Below are 17462 nucleotides of genomic sequence, written 5' to 3'. Positions count from 1 at the left end.
TAAAGGGTTGGGCACGGTATAGGGGCGGCGGTGGTGAGCGGCAACTGCCCCGCAGGACCCACGCCCGGGGTTTTTCCATCCCAGCGGTTTTTCCGCATGCGTCCCCCAAAGGGCAGATGGTGCGCCGGGCAGGAATCGAACCCGCAACCAAACCGTTATGAGCGGTCCGCTCTAACCGTTGAGCTACCGGCGCTTAAAGCTAGCGCAACATAGCGGGGCATGCCGCGTTGGCAAGATGGGCCCCGGCGGGTTATAGCGCCCCAGGAATTCAACAGGGAGTTTTTGACCATGGACGTGAGCAAACTATCGGCTGGTAAGGACGTACCGCGCGACATCAACATCGTGGTGGAAATCCCCGCCGGCTCAGGCGTGAAGTATGAGATCGACAAGGAGAGCGGCGCCCTGATCGTGGACCGCGTGGTCTTCACCCCCATGACCTACCCCGCCGCCTACGGCTTCATCCCCGGCACGCTAGCCGATGACGGCGACCCGGCTGACGCCCTGGTGCTGCTGCCAACCGCCGTCGTTCCAGGTGCCGTGGTCCGCGCCCGGCCGATCGGCCTGCTCCTCATGGAAGACGAAGCCGGCATGGATGAGAAAATCGTCTGCGTCCCGCATGACAAGGTCCACCCCCAGTACACTGACATCAACGAAGTCGCGCAGCTTCCCGCCATCACCCGCGATGCCATCAAACACTTCTTCGAGCACTACAAAGACCTCGAAAAGGGCAAATGGGTCAAAATCACCGGCTGGGCAGACCGCGCCGCCGCCGAAGCCGCCATCTCCGCGAGCCTGACCCGCGCGGCCAAGTAGCACCGGCAACCCGCGAACCAGACCAGGGGGCGCGCTGTCCCCTGGTGTCTACCTCGGCCCCCTCACCGGCCTGGCTGGGAGAATGTCATTCACCTCAAGCAAGGCCAGCAGCCCTTCGATAATCTGCGCCGGGGCCGGCGGGCAGCCCGGAACAAACAGATCCACCGGCATAATCGCCTCCGCTCCACCGGCAATGGCCGGCGAGCCCTTAAAAACCCCGCCATCCACCGCGCAATCCCCCATGGCGAGCACGAGCACCGGATCAGCCATCGCCTCGCGTGCCTGGCGCGCCGCGGCGATCATGTTGTCTCCGGCAACGCCGGTTATCAGCAGCACATCCGCATGCCGCGGGCTGGGCGTAAAGCTCAGCCCGTATTGCGTCAGGTCATAAATCAGGTTCTGCGTCGCCCGCAGTTCCAGCTCGCAGCCATTGCAGCTGCCTGCGGCAACATGGCGGATAGCGAGGCTACGCCCAAGTTTTTCATGCCCTGCAGCGGCAAGCCTCTGGCGCAACGCGGCAACGGCGGCGGGGTCCTGCCTGCGCGGCGCGGCCGGCTGAGAGATACAGTGCTGCAGGAGGGTTTTCCACACCATTACAGATCCACTCCCGAGTAGGAGGCATTGATGGATTTATTGATCAGCGGGAAATCCGCAAGAATCCCGGTGGCGGCGGCGAACTCCACCAACGGCCATTGCAGCGTGCTCGCATCGGCGACAAACACATCGCTGATCGTACCCGCTTCTATGCGCAACCAGTGCCACACAGGCCCCCTGAAGCTCTCCGCCACGCCAAGCCCGCTGCCGCTGCCCGAAGGCGGCGCTATCGCGATCACGGTATCGGGTAAATTGGCCAGCATATCGCGGATCAGGCGGATGCTCTCGGTCATTTCAGCCAGCCGGATGCGGATGCGCGCCACCACATCGCCATCCTGCTCAACAGGAACCTCCAAGCCAAAATGTTCATAAGGCGCATAGCCGGGGGAAACCCGCGCGTCATGGTTCTGCCCGGCGGCCCGCCCGGTAAACCCACCCGCGGCATAGGCCGCCGCCAAAGCGGGCGAAACAATGCCGGTCCCCACCACCCGGTCCTGCAAGCTGGCATAATCCTCGAACACGCGCGTCAGACTGGGAAGCTCGCTCTCCAATGCCAGTAGGGCGGCTAAAATCGCGGTCGCGCCGCCAGAGGAGGTATCCCCCGCGACACCGCCGGGTATCACCATGTCCATCATCAGCCGGTGCCCGAACGCCACCCGCGCGGCCTCGCACAGCGCCTCGCGGTGCAAGGCGAAGCGCGCATCCAGGAATGAGAACCCCGCATCTCCTGCGATCATCCCAACATCGCTGCCATGGTTCGCCAGACGCTCCAACTCCGCCATGATCGCGCGCAAATAAACCGCGCGCGGCGGCGGCGTCATTCCCAGCGCGGCCTCGGCCGCATGCGCGAAGGCAATGCTGTGGGCAACCGTGGCATCGCCTGAAATCCGGGCAGCGAAGCGGGCCGCCAGCCGTGGCGATTTCCCGCGCATCAGCGCCAGCGTGCCTTTGTGGGAATACCCCAGCCGCGCCTCAAGCTTTAGCACCTCCTCACCGCGCAGCGAGAAGCGGAAATGCCCCGGCTCAATGATCGCGGCATGGATCGGCCCAACGGCGACCTGATGAACCCCCTCTCCGCCAGGGCTGGCAAACTCCGGCCAGGGCGCCGTCCCGTCCGCGCTGCGGAAATGTTCGATCGCCGGGCGCGTGTCCGCCGCCCCGATGGCATTATGGCCATGGCTGTCATACGCCAGGCGTTGAAACCACGCCGCCCCTTTATGGCGCAGCGCCGGATAAGCGCCCTCCACCAGCGGCGTCGCCACCAGCTCCGCCGGCTGGTAAAGCGCATAGGCAAACTGCGCATCCGTCCACAGGGCGATGAATTTTCCAGGGTACGCCTGCCAATCCTGCGCTGAGAGCAGCTTCATTGCAGCGCCGCCGCGACAGAGGAAAGCGCGTTCAGCAGAAACCACGGCATGGCAAAGGCAATGCCAAACCCCAGCGCCAGCTGCAACCCGGCCAAATTAATGCCAACCCCCGCCTTCTGGTGCTTCGTATGCGGCGGCGCATGGCCAAACACCAGCGGGCCGACATGGCGGATGATCGCCACCGCGCATAAAACAAGCCCCAGGCCAAGCGGCAGCGACACATAAGGATCGCGCTGAATGGTCTGGCTGATGATGATGAACTCGCTGGCGAACAAACCAGACGGCGGCAGGCCTGTCAGCGCAAAAACGCAACCGCCGAGCAGCCAGCCGAGATATTTATTGCTGTGGATCATGCCGCGCAGATGCGAGAAGCTATAATTTCCTGGCGCCGCCGAGCCGCGCAGCGCCGCCCCGCGCATCAACGCCTGAAACAGCGCCGATTTTATCAGCGTGTGCACCAGCATATGCAGCAGCCCGCCAAAAATCGCCGCCGGGCCGCCAATGCCAAAAGCAAACACCGCGATTCCCGAATGCTCAATGGACGAGAAACCAAAAAACCGCCGCGCATCACGCCGCCGCGAGAGCGAAAAAGCGGTGAGCAGCAGCGAGGCCAACCCCAGCGTCAGCAAAAACACCCCCGGCTGCAACGCCCCGCCGCCGCCGGCAAAATTCGCCTGCATCAAATGCCGGAACCGTAAAATTGCGATCAGCGCGACATTCAGCATCAACGTGCTCAGCGCCGTGGTCAGCGGTATCGGCCCCTCGGCATAGGCATCGGGCAACCAGCCATGCAGCGGCACCAGCGCCGCCTTGGTGCCATAGCCGAACAGCAGAAACACAAACGCCAGCGTCAGCAGCGAACCGTCCAGTTTCGTGGCATGCGCGCCAAGCGCGGTAAAACTCATCGCCGCCAGCCCAGGCCCCAGCGCCGGCTGCGCCGCCAAATAAACCAGCATGGTGCCAAACAGCGCCAGCGCGATGCCCACGCCGCCGAGGATGAAATATTTCCACGCGGCCTCCAGCGCCGAAGCCGTGCGCGAGAGACTCACCCCCACCGTCGCGGCAATCGTCGCCCCCTCCACCGCAACCCACAGCAGCCCGATATTATCAGCGTAAAGCCCCAGCAGCGTGCTCCCCAGCACCACCTGGCACATCGCATGATACACCCGCCAGCGCCGCAAGCTGAGCACCTCGTTGCCGCTCCATACAAAACCAAGATTACTGAGCGCCGTGGTCATGCAAACAAAACTGGTGAGAGCGCCAAAGATCATCCCCAGATCATCGGCATGGATCAGCCCGCTCCCAGGCTCGAAAAACACACCAACCGTAAACCCGAACACAATCACGTTCAGCGCCAAATTCGCCAGCGCCCCCTGCGCGCGCGTGCCAAACACTCCAATCGCGGGCGCCGCCAGCAACGGCAAAAACACCGCCGGCAAACAAAGGTTCATCGTCCGCGCCTCTCGATTTCCTCGATGCCCACCAGATCCAGCGTGTCAAAATGCTCGCGGATTCGAAACAGAAACACGCCGATCACCAGGAAAGCCAGCAGCACCAGCAACGCCACTGAAAGCTCGGCGACAAACGGCATCCCCGGCATGCCGGTGGCCGCCAGCACCAGCCCGTTCTCAGTGGAAAGAAATCCGATCACCTGCGCGATGGCATTGCGCCGCAGCGTCATCACCAGCAGGCCTAGCAACACGACCGAGAGCGAAATCGCCAGATCCTCGCGCGTGAGCGAAACCGCGCTTACCGTCGTCGGCAACACCACCAGCACCGCAATGCCAATCAACCCAACCCCCAGAATCATCGAGAACCCGACCGGCACGGCGGTTTCCACGGCGCGGACCATGTTGAACCGCTGCACGATCTGGCGCATGCCCATGGGCAGCAAAATACCCTTGATGACGAGGGTGATGAGGCCGGTGAGGTAGAGATCCCCCGCCCCTTGCGCGAATCCTTGCCAGAACGCCGCGGCGGAGAGGGTGAGTGCCTGCACCTGATACAGCGTGATCATCGCCGCAAGCCGGCGTTGGGAGAGCATCGAGAACGCGCACATCAGGATCACCCCACCCATCAGATGCGCCAGCGGATAATCCAGATTCATCCACCAATCCTCGCCGCCACGAATAAAAACACCCCGGCGAGCACGCCGAGCAACACCGCCACGCCCAAAAATTCCGGCACCCGGAAGACCCGCATCTTGGCCGTGCCGATCTCAAACAGCGAGAGCACCACCGCCATCGCGCCCAGTTTCCCCGCCCACAGCACCAGTCCGCCCGGCCAGGTGAGAATCTCCCCCGCGCGCGCCATGCCGAAAGGAAAAAACACCGTGCCGATCAAGCACATCCATACCATCAGCCGCAGCATCGCCGCATATTCGAACAACAGCAGAAACCGCCCGGAATACTCCAGCAGCATCGCCTCATGCACCATGGCGAGTTCCAGATGCCCGGCGGGATTATCCGCTGGAATCCGCCCCGTTTCAGTCAGCGCCACGGCCAGCATGGCTGCCAGTGCAAAGCCCAGCGAAACTGAAATGCCCAGTTGCCCGTTCCGGAACGCCGCCGCCACCCCATCCACCGTGGGCGAATGAGCAATCAGCACGAAGCTAATCAGGATCACCAGCAGGGCCGCCTCCGCGAACACGCTAAACAGCGCCTCGCGCGCGGCCGCCGCCCCGCCAAAACCAAAGCCCGACTCCATCCCCGCCAGCATGGTCGCGCCACGCGCCAGCGCAAACAGACCGATCAACGTAATAAAATCGCCAACGTTGGCGGTCAGCAGCCCGAGCGAAAACCCCGGCACCAGCATTGCCGCCCCGGCCGTGGCGGTAAAGCATACAAATGGCCAGATGGGATACAGATCGGTCGCGGTGTCCGGCACCAGCGTGGTCTTATGCAGCAACCGGCGCAGGTTGCGGTATGGCTGCACCACCGGCGGCCCCCGCCGCCCAAGCAGCCGCGCCCGCAGCTTGGTCACCAGCCCCATCAACAACGGCGCCAGAGCAAACACCAAGCCGATATGCAGTAGAGTCGCCACCAGGCGGAGCAGGAACATCCCCATCAGCCCCCCTCACTCAGCCCCAGCGCCAGCAAAAACATCACCAGCGCCACAAACACGAAAGCAAGCCGCTGGCGTATGGTGGAGCGGCGAATATGCTCCGCCACCCGCGTCAGCCGCAGGCTCACTTGCGACAAGGGGAACAACAGATAAGCCTCCGCCGGGTCAACGCCCTGCGGCGCCAGCACCCCGCGCGCGATGGCGCGGCGGACCGGCTCGGCAAACCCGGTGGCACTGGGTTGGGTCAGCGGATCGCCAAAGGGCAACCACGCCGGCGGGCTGCCAAATCCGCATGTCCAGGCCGGCACCTCGCGGGTGCCGCGCACCGCAAAGCGGCGCAGCCCAAAAAACGCGGCGGCGGCCGCGGCCGCCAGCAACAAAAACAGCGACAGCGGCGCATAGCTGAGCGGCGCTGGGGCGGAATTGGGCGCCAACAGCTGGATAACCGGCTCCATCATGCCCAGCACCACACCCGGCAGCAGCGCCACCGGCACGCAAAGAGCCGCCAAAAACCCCATACCGGCCAGCGTCGCACGATTGGCATCCCCGGCGGCGGCGGCGTGCAGGCTGCGCGGGCGCCCCAGAAAACCTATGCCGATCAACCGCACTACGGCGCCCAGCGCCAGCGCGGCGCTCAAGCCCAATCCCGCCAGCAGGGCCGTAAAGCCGATCCGCGCCAGAATCCCACCCGTGGCGGCGGCCTTGATCACGGCATGCAGCAGCAAAAACTCCGGCGCAAACCCCGGCCCCAGCGGCAGCGCCGCCATCCCAGCGGCGCCCGCCAGCATCAGCAGGCCCAACCGCGGCATGCCGCGCATCAGCCCGCCTAGCCAATCCAGCGACGTTGTCCCCGTCGCCTTCTTTACCGCCCCAGCCCCCAGGAACAGCATCGGCTTGAATAACCCATGCGCCACCGCGCAAAGCAAAGCCCCCTGCAGCGCGAGCGACGCCAGATCCAGGTTGCCCATAGCCTTCGCCCGCAGCGCAATCCCCAACCCAACCGCGATCAACCCAACATGCTCAACCGTCGAACAGGCCAGCATGGTCTTCAGCTCAACCTCGAGCATGGCCCGCAGCGCACCGATCAACACCGAAGCCGCCCCAGCGACGATCAGCACCGAACCCCACCAGGGCTGCGCCGCCGCGCCGAACTCAATAAAACCGTAGCGAATGAGGATATAGAGCGAGACCTTCACCATCCCGCCGGACATCAAAGCAGAAACCCCGGCAGGCGGCGCTGGATGCGCGCGCGGCAGCCAGAAATGCAATGGCGCCAGCCCCGCCTTGGCGCCAGCGCCCAGCAACACCAGCATAAACGCGAGTGAGCTCGCAGGCAGAAACACCGCCGGGATCAAACAAGCGGCGGAAAACATCGCCATGCCGGCATACAGAGTCGCCGGCCTGGCATCGCCGCGCAGCACCAGCAGCCACGAAGCCGCGCTCATCAGCTCGAAGCCAAAAATCAGCGTGAACGCATCACCCGCCAGAAGCGTGAGGACCATGGCGCCCGCAAACACCCAGAACGCGATGGACCCCCGCCGCTCGGCCAGCGCGCTGGCCACAATCTGCGGCACGAGAATGCACAGAAACAGCACGGACAAGGCATCAAGGCGCAAATGCATCCCCTGCCCCGGCAAACCAAACATCAAAGCAAAGGAATTACCCACAACCAAGCCATAGCAAACCAGCCTGCGCGCCGGAAGGCGCATACCCACATCCCAGGCAACCGGCCTTCATTAAAAAAAGGCCAGGAGATCAATCCCCTGGCCTTTTCCAGTCATATCAGCGCGCGCCGCCCACCAGCCCGCGCGCAGTACCCTGCGTCATGAATGACGCAAGATACTAGCCGAGCAGCGCGGCAACCGCCTCACGTTCTTCCAGCAGCTCGTTCAACGTGTGTTGAATCCGGCCCTTAGAGAATTCATCGACAGGCAGACCTTCAACCCGCTTATACGCCCCACCCTCGCAGATAACAGGCACGCCGAACATCACATCCTCCGGCACGCCGTAGGAGCCATCGGAGGGAATGCCCATGGAAACCCATTTGCCTTTGGTGCCCAGCACCCAATCACGCACATGGTCGATCGCGGCATTGGCGGCGGAAGCGGCCGAAGACAGGCCGCGCGCCTCGATGATGGCGGCGCCACGCTTGCCGACAGCGCCGAGGTAGGTCTCACGATACCAGGTCTCATCGTTGATCTTGGCGGCGAGCGACTCGCCCCCCACCGCGGCAAAGCGGTAATCGGCATACATAGTGGGCGAATGATTGCCCCACACCGCCACCTTCTCGATATCCGCAACCGCAACCCCGGCCTTTTCCGCCAGCATCGAGACCGCACGGTTATGGTCAAGCCGCAGCATCGCGGTGAACGCGCTCTTGGGCAGGCCCGGCGCCGACTTCATGGCGATATAAGCATTGGTATTGGCCGGATTGCCCACAACCAACACTTTAACCGAGCGCTTGGCGACATCGTTGAGCGCCTTGCCCTGCACCTTGAAGATCTCGGCATTGGCGGCCAGCAGGTCGCGGCGCTCCATGCCGGGGCCGCGCGGGCGCGAGCCGATGAGAATAGCGATATCGACATCCTTGAACGCCACATTCGGGTCATCGCTCGGCACCACGCCGGCCAGCAGCGGGAAGGCGCAATCCTTCAGTTCCATGATCACACCGTTCAGCGCCTTCTGCGCCACCGGCAGGTCGAGCAGATGCAGGATAACCGGCTGGTCCTTGCCAAGCAGATCGCCATTGGCGATGCGGAACAGGATAGCATAACCAATCTGACCAGCAGCACCGGTAACGGCAACGCGAACGGGGGTTTTCATATTTTGGTCTCCGTGAATTTGCGCCCCCCCCTTATCCCTTCGCCGGAGCGGCCTCAACCCCTGTGCCGCAACCCTACCCCACGATCAACGCAATCGGGCAGCTGGCATCCACAATACAGGCCGGCGTGCCCTCCAGGGCATCCCCGTCGGATTGCGCCATGATCGCGCCATTCTCCGGCAAAAAATCAATATGGCTGCCCGCGATCACCCGCACCCCCGGACAGCGCGGCAGCAACCCCAGCGGCAGTGCCGCGCCTGTGAGCAAGGCCGCCAATGTTCCCGGTGTCTCGAACAGCGCCACCTGAAAACCCGGCGCCGTGGAGGCGGCATTGGGCGCCAGCATATATGGCCCGCCATAGAGCCGCCCCTTGGTCACCACCACGCTGGCCGCCTCATAATCCCGGCCATCAACGCGCAGCCGCAACTTTGGGAAGCCGTACGCCACCGACTCCCACAACGACTGCCACACATACGCCCCCCGGCCGATGGCACGCTTGAGCAGCGGCGGCAGCCCCTGCACGACCGCGCCGTCAAACCCCAGTCCCACCATCTGCACAAAGACATGGTCCTGCCCCCCAACCTTGGCCACACCCGGCCAAAGCATCCGGGTCCGCTGGTAGGCCAGGGCGTTGGCAATGCCGCGCGGGTTGGTGGAAAGAGCATATTCCTTGGCCAGTACATTCGCCGTGCCCAGCGGGATCACCCCCAGCGCCGTATTGCTGCCCAGCAGACCGTTCACGACCTCCGCAATCGTGCCGTCTCCTCCGGCCGCCACCACCATGGCCCGCCCCTCGCACGCCGCAGCGCGCGCCAGCACGGTCGCATGCCCGGCATGGCGGGTCTCGGCCACCTCCACCATAACCCCGTTTTCGATCAGCAGATCCAGCACACGCCAAAGTGCTGCCGCCCGCCTGCGCCCCGCTACCGGATTAAAAATAACCAACATCACAAAATTCCCGGCAGACCAGAGTAAACTCGCCTTCTGCCGTGCTCATGTGTCACTGGAATGACCGCACCATGACATAATCATGATACATTCTTTTCAAAAACTTCCAGACTTGAGTCATGGAAACTTCACTGTCACCGGCGCGCGCTCCCGGCCTATTGCCTGAGTCATGAACGCAACAGCGCCCGCCCGCCATATGAATATGACCTCGTATCGCAGTGTTTTCATTTCTGATACGCACCTCGGCACGCGCGGCTGCCGCGCCGAATTCCTCGCTGATTTCCTTAAATCAGTAACATGCGAAAATCTTTTTCTCGTCGGTGACATCATCGACGGCTGGCGCCTGCGCCGCTCCTGGTTCTGGGACCACCACCACGACGAAGTCCTGCGCCTCATCCTGCGCGCGGCCCGCAGCGGTACAAATGTCGTCTACATCCCCGGCAATCATGACGAGATGATGCGTAAATACATTCCCCTCGGCGTCGAGGTCTGCGGCGTAAAAATGCAGATGGAAGCCGAGCACACCACCGCTGACGGCAAACGCCTCCTCATCACCCATGGCGATGCCTTCGACTCCGTGGTCCGCCACGCCAAAATCCTCGCTCTGCTGGGGGACTGGGCCTACACCGTGGCCCTTGGGGTCAATCGCTACTTCAACAACATCCGCGTCAAACTCGGCTATCCCTACTGGTCGCTTTCCGCCTGGCTCAAATTGCAGGTGAAGGAAGCTGTCAAAGCCATCGATCGTTTCGAGGGCGCGCTCGCCGATGACGCCCGCGTCCGCGGGTTTGATGGCGTGGTCTGCGGCCACATCCACCACGCTGAAATGCGCTTAGTGAACGGCATCATGTACCTCAACGACGGCGACTGGGTGGAAAGCTGCACCGCTTTGGTGGAACACCGTGACGGCAAGCTCGAACTCGTGGACTGGGTGGCCCGCAACAAACTCTCGCTGCTCAGTAATGCCAACGCCAAGGCCAGCGCCTCAAAATCCGCTGTCCTGGAAAATTTCGCGGCGGAAATCGCCTCCCTGCCGCGCAAGCCCGAATCCACGCGCGCCCTGTCTGCCGGAGCCTAAGCCGCTGCTCGCGTTTCCTGGTCTGCGCCGCATCCTCATCGTATCCGACGCATGGGAGCCGCAGGTTAACGGCGTGGTCCGCACTCTGCGCATGATCGCGCAGGAAATGCGCGTCTTGGGCAATATCGTCGAAATCATCGGGCCGGATCAGTTCTTCTCCGTGCCGATGCCATCCTACCCGGAAATCCGCCTCGCTGTTTTTCCACGCCGCCGGCTGGAGAAGCTGATCGACGATTTCGCCCCCGACGCGCTGCACATCGCCACCGAGGGCCCGCTCGGCATAGCCGCCCGCGCTTATGCACGGCGCCGCAAAATCGCCTTCACCACCGCCTTTCATACGCGCTTTGCCGAATACCTACATGCACGCATCAAAATGCCGCTGCGCCTCACCTATGCCTGGCTGCGCTGGTTCCATGGCGCAAGCTCCGGCGTCATGGTCGCCACGCAATCGCTGCGCAACGAACTCACCGCCCGCGGCTTTCGCGATGTCCGCCTTTGGTCACGCGGCGTTGACCTTGAAGCATTCCACCCCGAACCAAAAGAAAACTGGAATCTCCCGCGCCCCGTCTTCGCCTACGTTGGCCGCGTGGCGGTGGAAAAGAACCTCCGCGCCTTTCTGGACCTTGAGCTTCCCGGCACCAAACTCATCGTCGGTGACGGTCCGCAACGCAAAGCCCTGGAGCGTGATTATCCCAACGCGCATTTCGCCGGCGCGCGCCATGGCGCAGGCCTCGCCGCCGCTTATGCCGGGGCGGATGTCTTCGTCTTTCCCTCCAAAACCGACACCTTCGGCCTGGTGATTCTCGAAGCCCTCGCCTGCGGCCTGCCCGTCGCCGCCTACCCGGTCACCGGCCCCATGGACATTCTGGGCGAAACCGCAACCCCCGTCGGCGCGCTGAACGAGGATTTACAAAAAGCCGCCCTGGATGCATTGACCATCGACCGCGCCGCCTGCCGCCCGCACGCCCAGACCTACTCATGGGCCGCCTGCACGCAACGCTTCATGGATAATCTGGTCCCCGCGCGGGCGTTTGCACAAACCCGCCCAGGCACCCTCACCCCAACCTGATCGCATCCTCGATCCCAAAGGCGCCCGGCAACCCGCCCTTGGGAAACAACCTGGTAAAATGCCCCATTTTCCGGCCCGGTCGCGCTTCGGTCTTGCCGTAATGGTGCGCAATCAACCCCGGTGCCGCCATAATCTCCGGCCACAGCGCCATATCCTCCGGCCCCACCAGATTCTTCATCACCGCATCGGAATGGCGCACCGCCGGCGGCAGCGGCAGCCCCGCCACCGCGCGAATATGCATCTCAAACTGGCTGCACCCGCAGGCATCAATCGTCCAATGCCCGGAATTATGCGGCCGCGGCGCGATCTCATTCACCAGCAGCCCGCCGGTTGAGGTCACGAACATCTCCACGCCCAGCAGTCCGACCAGGTCCAGCCGCTCCGCCACCGTGCGCGCAATCGCCCCCGCTTCTTCCAGCAGGTCCAGCGGCAGCGGCGCCGGGGCGTAGGTCAGGTCCAGAATATGCTGCTTGTGCTTATTCTCCACCGCGTCAAACGCCACGATCGCGCCATCAACCCCGCGCGCCACCATCACGGAAATTTCCGCGGCGAAATCCACAAATCCCTCCAGCACCAGTGGTTTTGGCGCCAGCCCGGCAAACGCCCCCGCCAAATCCCCGGGCGCGCGCAACATCGCCTGCCCCTTGCCGTCATAGCCCAGCCGCGTCGTCTTCAGCACCGCGGGCAGCCCCAGCCCGGCCACCGCCGCCACCAGCGCCGCCTCGTCATGCACCGCCACCCAGGGCGCCGTCGCAATCCCAGCATCGTTCAAAAACTGCTTCTCCAGCAGCCGGTCCTGGCTCACCGCCAAAACCCCCGGGCCCGGCCGCACCGGCCGCAGGCTCGCCAGCAGCGTCAAACTCTCCGCCGGAATGTTCTCGAACTCAAACGTCACCACATCCACAGCCTCGGCGAACCGCCGCAACGCCGCCTGGTCGGTATAATCCGCCACGGTGTTATAAGCCGCCACCTGCGCCGCCGGCCCAAACACCTCGGGCGAGAATATATGCGTCAGATACCCCAGCCGCGCCGCCGCCATGGCGGACATCCGCCCAAGCTGCCCGCCGCCAATAATCCCGATCACCGCCCCCGGAGCCAGCCTCATTCGAACGGGAACTCCGGCACGCCAGCCGTCTGCTCCGCCCGCAGCGCCGCCACCCGCGCGCGTAACTCAGGGTCGGAGAGCGCCAATATCGACGCCGCCAGCAACCCCGCGTTAATCGCCCCCGGCTTGCCGATCGCCAGCGTCCCCACCGGAATCCCCCCCGGCATCTGCACGATGCTCAGCAGCGCATCCTGCCCCTGCAACGCCGTGGCCGCCACCGGCACCCCCAGCACTGGCAAAATGGTCATCGAAGCCGCCATGCCCGGCAGATGCGCCGCCCCACCGGCCCCCGCGATAATCACCTTCAGCCCCCGCGCCTGCGCGCTGGTGGCATAATCATACAGCCGCTTGGGCGTGCGGTGCGCCGAGACCACCCTGGCTTCATAAGCCACCCCCAGCCGCTCCAGCATCTCCGCCGCATGCTGCATCACGGGCCAGTCGGACTTGCTGCCCATGATAATCCCCACCAAAGCCTGGCTCATGCCGTGCGGTCCGGGATCAACCGGCTCTCCAGCCGCGCAATCTCATCCTTCAACCCCAGCTTGCGCTTCTTCAGCCGCTGCACCTGCAACTGGTCGAGCGGCCCCTGCTCGGTGACACGGGCGATCACGGTATCCAAATCCCGGTGCTCACTGCGCAGGGCATGCAACCGGCGGAGCAGATTGTCTTTGTCTGTCAACATGGCGCGAGCAATAGAGGGATTTTCGCAAACCGGAAACCGGAAAATTTAGCCAAGATTTTAGATGACAATCCCGTGGCAACAGGATTAGCCTGATACTCCCGGCGTTCACCCGGATGGGCAGCTCCGGCTATGCTATGGCAACCTATTTTGGAGGCATTATGAACCTGCAATCGCATCTCGACGCCTTGAAGGGGCGGCACGCCAGTCTGGAAAACAAGATTGCCGCGGAAGACAGCCGCCCAAGCCCGGACAATTCGATTCTGTCCCGCATGAAAGTCGAGAAATTGCGGCTAAAGGAACAAATTGAGCGCCTGAAAACGCAATAACCCCCAAAAACCCCAAAATCGCATAAACATAAGGCGGCCATTGTGCCGCCTTATGTTTACCAACCCTGCTTCAAGCCGCTTCGGTTGAAGGCGGCGCCGGCGGGGTTTGGCCTTCACGGGTCAGGCGCTCATTGGCTGCCGCCACGGCATCATTCAGGTCAGACTGCTTGCACAGCCCCAAAATCACCGGGTCGCGCGGCTTGATATTGCTGCTGTTCCAATGCGAGCGCTCCCGGATCTTGTGGATGGTATCCTTAGTCGTGCCCAACAGCTTGATAATCTGCGCATCAGTCAGATGCGGGTAGTTGCGCAGCAGGTATGCAATCGCATCCGGGCGGTCGTTACGCTTGGCCACGGGGGTATAGCGCCCGCCCTTGCCCTTTTTGGGATGCGGGTCCGCCGCCGCCAGCAATTTGAGCCGCAGCGCCGGGTTTTTCTCGCACCGCGCGATATCCTCGGCCGTCACCTGCTTGTTGGCCACCGGATCGTAGGCATTGATTCCTTGCGCCACCTCGCCGTCGGCAATCGCCTGAATCTCCAGCGGGTGCATGCCGCAAAAATCGGCAATCTGCTCGAAGGTCAGCGCCGTCTTGTCAATCAACCAAACTGCGGTAGCTTTGGGCATCAGGGGTAGGGACATGATTCAAATACCTTTTAACGCCGCAGGCCGGCAGGCCTGGAACGGACACAACTGTTCTCTTGCTGTTCGCAAGTTAACCTTGCGCGGGGTATGGAACCCACGCTACCCATCGGTCAAGATCGTTTTATGACAAATCCTGAAGAAGACCTCCCTCGCCCGTCAAAAAAAATTCTGGTTCCCCCGGTGCTGGATAAGCTCGGGGTGGATGAGCTGGAAGCCTATATCGGTGATCTGCACGCCGAGATCGCCCGCGTCAAAATGGCCATTGCCGCCAAACAGGCCCACCGCAACGCCGCCGAGGCTTTTTTCAAGCGCCAGCCCCCATAGAGCCGTATCCCCCCCGCCGCTTTGCTGTAAAGCAGTTCAGCGGCCGCCGCGGCCGTAAGGGGCAAAGCATTTGAAAATCGCCGTCGGCTACGAACTCATCTATCAATTCCCGCAACCGACTCCGATGGTCCTGCTCCTGGGCGTCCACTACACCCGCGCGCCGGACATTCTGGTCCCTGACGTCATGACCATCACCCCCAGCGTGCCCCGCACCTCCTACCGGGACAGCTTCGGCAACTGGTGCACCCGGCTGACCGCCCCCGCCGGGCGCGTGCGCATCGCCAGTGCCGGCACGGTGGCCGATTCCGGCCTGCCAGATCCCGTTTTCCCACTAGCCGCGCAACACGCGGTGCAGGATTTGCCGGACGAGACCCTCCTGTTTCTGCTCGGCAGCCGCTATTGCGAGACCGACGAGCTGAGCGAAACCGCCTGGAAGCTCTTCGGCGCCACCCCGCCCGGCTGGGCGCGCGTACAGGCGGTGTGCGACTTCGTGCATCACCATATCAAGTTCGACTACATGAAGGCCCGCGCCACCCGCACCGCCCTGCAAGCTTATAACGAAGGCACCGGCGTCTGCCGCGACTACGCGCATCTGGCCCTCACCTTCTGCCGCTGCCTCAACATTCCCGCGCGCTACTGCACCGGCTACCTAAGCGACATCGGCGAGCCCCCGCCCTATTCCGCGGGCGATTTCGCCGGCTGGTTCGAAGCCTATCTGGGCGGTGCCTGGCACATGTTCGACCCACGCAACAACAAACCCCGCCAGGGCCGCGTGCTCATCGCCCACGGGCGGGACGCCACCGATGTCGCCATCTCCACTACCTTCGGCCCCAACACGCTGGAAAGTTTCACCATCTGGACCCACGAGGCAATCTGACTCAATATCGGCACCCGATGGAGAATGCAGATGTTGCAAAGCCTCGCGGCCTTTAAGGAGAACACCACAAGCGCAATCGGCAATGCCGGGCTGCAGCGCGGGCTGGCCCGCGCGAAGCCCCATTTCGCCAAAAAGCGCCAGGCCGCGATAGACCTCCTGCGCGCCGAGCAAACCCTGGAACTCGGCGCCCACGGCCCGCGCCGCCTGCATATCTTGATCCTCAATGGCCAGGGCTAAAGCGCTCTCCACGGCTGACCTGAAGCTCTGGGCGGCCTACAGCCAGACGCTCTCGCGCCTAATGCCCGGAAAAACCCGCCTGCCCGTGGAGCCCGAACCCTCAGCCCAAACCGCCCCCGCGCTTGACCCGCCGCTCAAGCCGCGCGCCCCAGCCGGCCACGCCCCCTATATCAGCCTGGACACCACCCCCACCGGACTCGACAAATCCACCTGGAAAAAATTCGCCACCGGCAAAATCCGCGCCGTCCAGCGGCTAGACCTGCACGGCCACACCGCCGCGCGCGCGCATCACGCGGTCATTCATTTCATCGAGCACTCCTATTCCAGCCAGCTCCGCTGCATCGAAATCATCACCGGCAAAGGCGAGATCCTCTCGCGCGAGCTGCCGTACTGGCTCAACGCCCCCTCGCTGCGCCCGCTCATCCTGGCCATCGCCCACCCGCACGCCGCCAACACCGGCTCGGTGCGCATCCTGCTCCGCCGCCTGCGCGCATGACCCCCTTTGGCGAAAAACTTCGATGCCTGCGCACCGAACGCGGCATCCTGCAACGCGACATGGCCGCCGCCCTGGAAGTCTCTCCCGCCTACCTTTCAGCACTTGAACACGGCCGGCGCGGTGCCCCCAGCGCCGGGCTGATCCACCAGATCTGCTCCTACCTCGGCCTCATCTGGGACGACGCCGACGAGCTGAAAGCCCTGGCCAAACTCTCCCGGCCCCGCCTGAAACTCCACACCGCCGGGCTGACCCCCGAGCAAACCGCGCTCGGCAACCGCATCGCCCGCGCCTTACGCGACCTGGACCCGCCAACCGTCGCCGCCATGCACAAACTCCTGGACGCCGCCCAGGAAGCTACGTCCGAATCGCTCCCGCCGCGCGCAAAAACCCGAGCAAAGGCAGCAGATTCAAACCCAGAATCGTGAAAAAATCCCCTTCGATGGCCGAAAACAACTGCGCTCCCAGCCCTTCCAGGCGGTACACACCCACGCAACCCAGCACATCCTCGCCCTCAGCCTGCAAATACGCCGCGATAAATTCATCCGAGAGCGCCCGCATGCTCAGCCGCGCCTGCGCCACGTCGGACCATACCATCCGCCCGCCCTCATACACGCAAACCGCCGTCACCAGCGTATGCGCCTGTCCGCGCAGGCGCCGCAGTTGCGCCGCCGCCTGGGCCATGCCGCCGGGCTTGCCGAAAACCTCTCCCTCGCACTCCAGCACCTGGTCAGCCCCGATCACCAGCGCACCCGGTTCATCCACCGCCACCCGCGCGGCCTTGGCGGCGGCCAGGGTCAGCGCCAGCGCCGGCACCTCGCCCGCAAACCCCCGCTTCAGGGCCGACTCGTCCACATCAGGCCGCACCACCCGGCAAACCAGCCCGGCCTGGCGCAACATCGCCAGCCGGGCCGGCGAGCCGCTCGCCAGAATCAGCCGCATCCGCGTCTCCATCACCATTTCTCCGGCATCGCCGCCCCTCCACGGAGGCAAGCGGGCAACTGCAAAATTCGGCTCTGTTT

Annotated in this window: 22 protein-coding genes and 1 tRNA gene; 9 read left to right on the top strand and 14 right to left on the bottom strand. The window is 63.7% G+C overall.

Annotated features, from left to right (window positions below; genetic code table 11):
• Positions 1-117: 117 nt before the first annotated feature.
• Positions 118-193 (bottom strand) — tRNA-Ile (locus PHE40_RS03435).
• A gap of 95 nt (positions 194-288) precedes the next feature.
• Between PHE40_RS03435 and ppa the strand changes: the two genes are divergently transcribed.
• Entirely contained in the window at positions 289-813 is a 525-nt protein-coding gene (ppa, locus tag PHE40_RS03430) for an inorganic diphosphatase (RefSeq protein WP_299958029.1), read from the top strand.
• A gap of 48 nt (positions 814-861) precedes the next feature.
• On the opposite strand, the gene PHE40_RS03425 is transcribed toward ppa, so the two are convergent.
• The 8 genes from PHE40_RS03425 to PHE40_RS03390 all read right to left on the bottom strand — a co-directional run bounded on the left by PHE40_RS03425 (position 862) and on the right by PHE40_RS03390 (position 9606).
• Positions 862-1407, bottom strand: coding sequence for an NADH-quinone oxidoreductase subunit B family protein (locus PHE40_RS03425; RefSeq protein WP_299958026.1), 546 nt, complete (start codon positions 1405-1407; stop codon positions 862-864).
• Positions 1407-2774, bottom strand: coding sequence for a nickel-dependent hydrogenase large subunit (locus PHE40_RS03420; protein ID WP_299958023.1), 1368 nt, complete (start codon positions 2772-2774; stop codon positions 1407-1409). Before PHE40_RS03420 ends, PHE40_RS03425 begins: the two co-directional genes overlap by 1 nt.
• On the bottom strand, positions 2771-4225 hold the full coding sequence (locus PHE40_RS03415; protein WP_299958020.1) for a proton-conducting transporter membrane subunit: 1455 nt from the start codon (positions 4223-4225) through the stop codon (positions 2771-2773). Before PHE40_RS03415 ends, PHE40_RS03420 begins: the two co-directional genes overlap by 4 nt.
• Positions 4222-4881 carry a hydrogenase-4 component E gene (locus PHE40_RS03410; RefSeq protein ID WP_299958017.1) on the bottom strand — a complete coding sequence of 220 codons (660 nt, stop codon included), beginning with the start codon at positions 4879-4881 and terminating at the stop codon, positions 4222-4224. The genes PHE40_RS03415 and PHE40_RS03410 overlap by 4 nt, the downstream gene beginning before the upstream one ends.
• Positions 4878-5834 carry a respiratory chain complex I subunit 1 family protein gene (locus tag PHE40_RS03405; protein WP_299958014.1) on the bottom strand — a complete coding sequence of 319 codons (957 nt, stop codon included), beginning with the start codon at positions 5832-5834 and terminating at the stop codon, positions 4878-4880. Before PHE40_RS03405 ends, PHE40_RS03410 begins: the two co-directional genes overlap by 4 nt.
• 5 nt (positions 5835-5839) lie before the next feature.
• Complete coding sequence (locus PHE40_RS03400; protein WP_299958011.1) at positions 5840-7459, bottom strand: proton-conducting transporter membrane subunit; 1620 nt, start codon at positions 7457-7459, stop codon at positions 5840-5842.
• Positions 7460-7679: 220 nt separating this feature from the next.
• Complete coding sequence (locus tag PHE40_RS03395) at positions 7680-8660, bottom strand: malate dehydrogenase (RefSeq protein WP_299958008.1); 981 nt, start codon at positions 8658-8660, stop codon at positions 7680-7682.
• A gap of 73 nt (positions 8661-8733) precedes the next feature.
• A complete protein-coding gene (locus PHE40_RS03390; protein ID WP_299958006.1) occupies positions 8734-9606 on the bottom strand; it encodes a diacylglycerol kinase family protein in 873 nt (290 codons plus the stop codon).
• A 169-nt stretch (positions 9607-9775) separates the two neighbouring features.
• On the opposite strand from PHE40_RS03390, the gene PHE40_RS03385 reads away from it, so the two are divergent.
• A complete protein-coding gene (locus PHE40_RS03385) occupies positions 9776-10684 on the top strand; it encodes a UDP-2,3-diacylglucosamine diphosphatase (protein ID WP_299958004.1) in 909 nt (302 codons plus the stop codon).
• 4 nt (positions 10685-10688) lie between these two features.
• Positions 10689-11753, top strand: coding sequence for a glycosyltransferase family 4 protein (locus tag PHE40_RS03380; protein WP_408838465.1), 1065 nt, complete (start codon positions 10689-10691; stop codon positions 11751-11753).
• Here the strand turns inward: PHE40_RS03380 and PHE40_RS03375 are convergent.
• The 3 genes from PHE40_RS03375 to PHE40_RS03365 are packed head-to-tail and all read right to left on the bottom strand — an operon-like array spanning position 11740 to position 13540.
• The gene (locus PHE40_RS03375; RefSeq protein ID WP_299958001.1) at positions 11740-12858 is read right to left on the bottom strand and encodes a 5-(carboxyamino)imidazole ribonucleotide synthase; all 1119 of its coding nucleotides are present in this window, start codon (positions 12856-12858) and stop codon (positions 11740-11742) included. The two genes, PHE40_RS03380 and PHE40_RS03375, sit on opposite strands and share 14 nt — an antisense overlap.
• Entirely contained in the window at positions 12855-13340 is a 486-nt protein-coding gene (gene purE / locus PHE40_RS03370) for a 5-(carboxyamino)imidazole ribonucleotide mutase (protein ID WP_299957998.1), read from the bottom strand. The genes PHE40_RS03375 and purE overlap by 4 nt, the downstream gene beginning before the upstream one ends.
• Complete coding sequence (locus PHE40_RS03365) at positions 13337-13540, bottom strand: YdcH family protein (RefSeq protein ID WP_299957995.1); 204 nt, start codon at positions 13538-13540, stop codon at positions 13337-13339. Before PHE40_RS03365 ends, purE begins: the two co-directional genes overlap by 4 nt.
• Before the next feature lie 158 nt (positions 13541-13698).
• Here PHE40_RS03365 and PHE40_RS03360 point away from each other — a divergent pair, with 158 nt between their 5' ends.
• Positions 13699-13866 carry a YdcH family protein gene (locus PHE40_RS03360; protein WP_299957992.1) on the top strand — a complete coding sequence of 56 codons (168 nt, stop codon included), beginning with the start codon at positions 13699-13701 and terminating at the stop codon, positions 13864-13866.
• Between the two features lie 70 nt (positions 13867-13936).
• Here PHE40_RS03360 and PHE40_RS03355 read toward each other — a convergent pair whose 3' ends face one another.
• A complete protein-coding gene (locus PHE40_RS03355; protein WP_299957989.1) occupies positions 13937-14506 on the bottom strand; it encodes a cell cycle transcriptional regulator TrcR in 570 nt (189 codons plus the stop codon).
• 126 nt (positions 14507-14632) lie between these two features.
• On the opposite strand from PHE40_RS03355, the gene PHE40_RS03350 reads away from it, so the two are divergent.
• From PHE40_RS03350 to PHE40_RS03330, 5 genes are all read left to right on the top strand, one after another.
• A complete protein-coding gene (locus PHE40_RS03350) occupies positions 14633-14833 on the top strand; it encodes a DUF1192 domain-containing protein (protein ID WP_299957987.1) in 201 nt (66 codons plus the stop codon).
• A gap of 70 nt (positions 14834-14903) precedes the next feature.
• A complete protein-coding gene (locus PHE40_RS03345; protein WP_299957984.1) occupies positions 14904-15710 on the top strand; it encodes a transglutaminase family protein in 807 nt (268 codons plus the stop codon).
• A gap of 30 nt (positions 15711-15740) precedes the next feature.
• Positions 15741-15947, top strand: a complete 207-nt coding sequence (locus PHE40_RS03340) for a hypothetical protein (protein ID WP_299957981.1) — start codon at positions 15741-15743, stop codon at positions 15945-15947.
• Positions 15934-16443, top strand: coding sequence for a Smr/MutS family protein (locus tag PHE40_RS03335; RefSeq protein WP_299957978.1), 510 nt, complete (start codon positions 15934-15936; stop codon positions 16441-16443). The genes PHE40_RS03340 and PHE40_RS03335 overlap by 14 nt, the downstream gene beginning before the upstream one ends.
• Positions 16440-16868, top strand: a complete 429-nt coding sequence (locus PHE40_RS03330; RefSeq protein ID WP_299957975.1) for a helix-turn-helix transcriptional regulator — start codon at positions 16440-16442, stop codon at positions 16866-16868. Before PHE40_RS03335 ends, PHE40_RS03330 begins: the two co-directional genes overlap by 4 nt.
• Here the strand turns inward: PHE40_RS03330 and PHE40_RS03325 are convergent.
• Positions 16798-17394 carry a nucleoside triphosphate pyrophosphatase gene (locus PHE40_RS03325; protein WP_299957972.1) on the bottom strand — a complete coding sequence of 199 codons (597 nt, stop codon included), beginning with the start codon at positions 17392-17394 and terminating at the stop codon, positions 16798-16800. The genes PHE40_RS03330 and PHE40_RS03325 overlap by 71 nt on opposite strands.
• Positions 17395-17462: the final 68 nt, after the last annotated feature.

It is taken from the genome of Acidocella sp. (assembly GCF_028687955.1).
GTDB lineage: Bacteria > Pseudomonadota > Alphaproteobacteria > Acetobacterales > Acetobacteraceae > Acidocella.
This window is presented reverse-complemented; position numbering and strand designations above follow the sequence as displayed.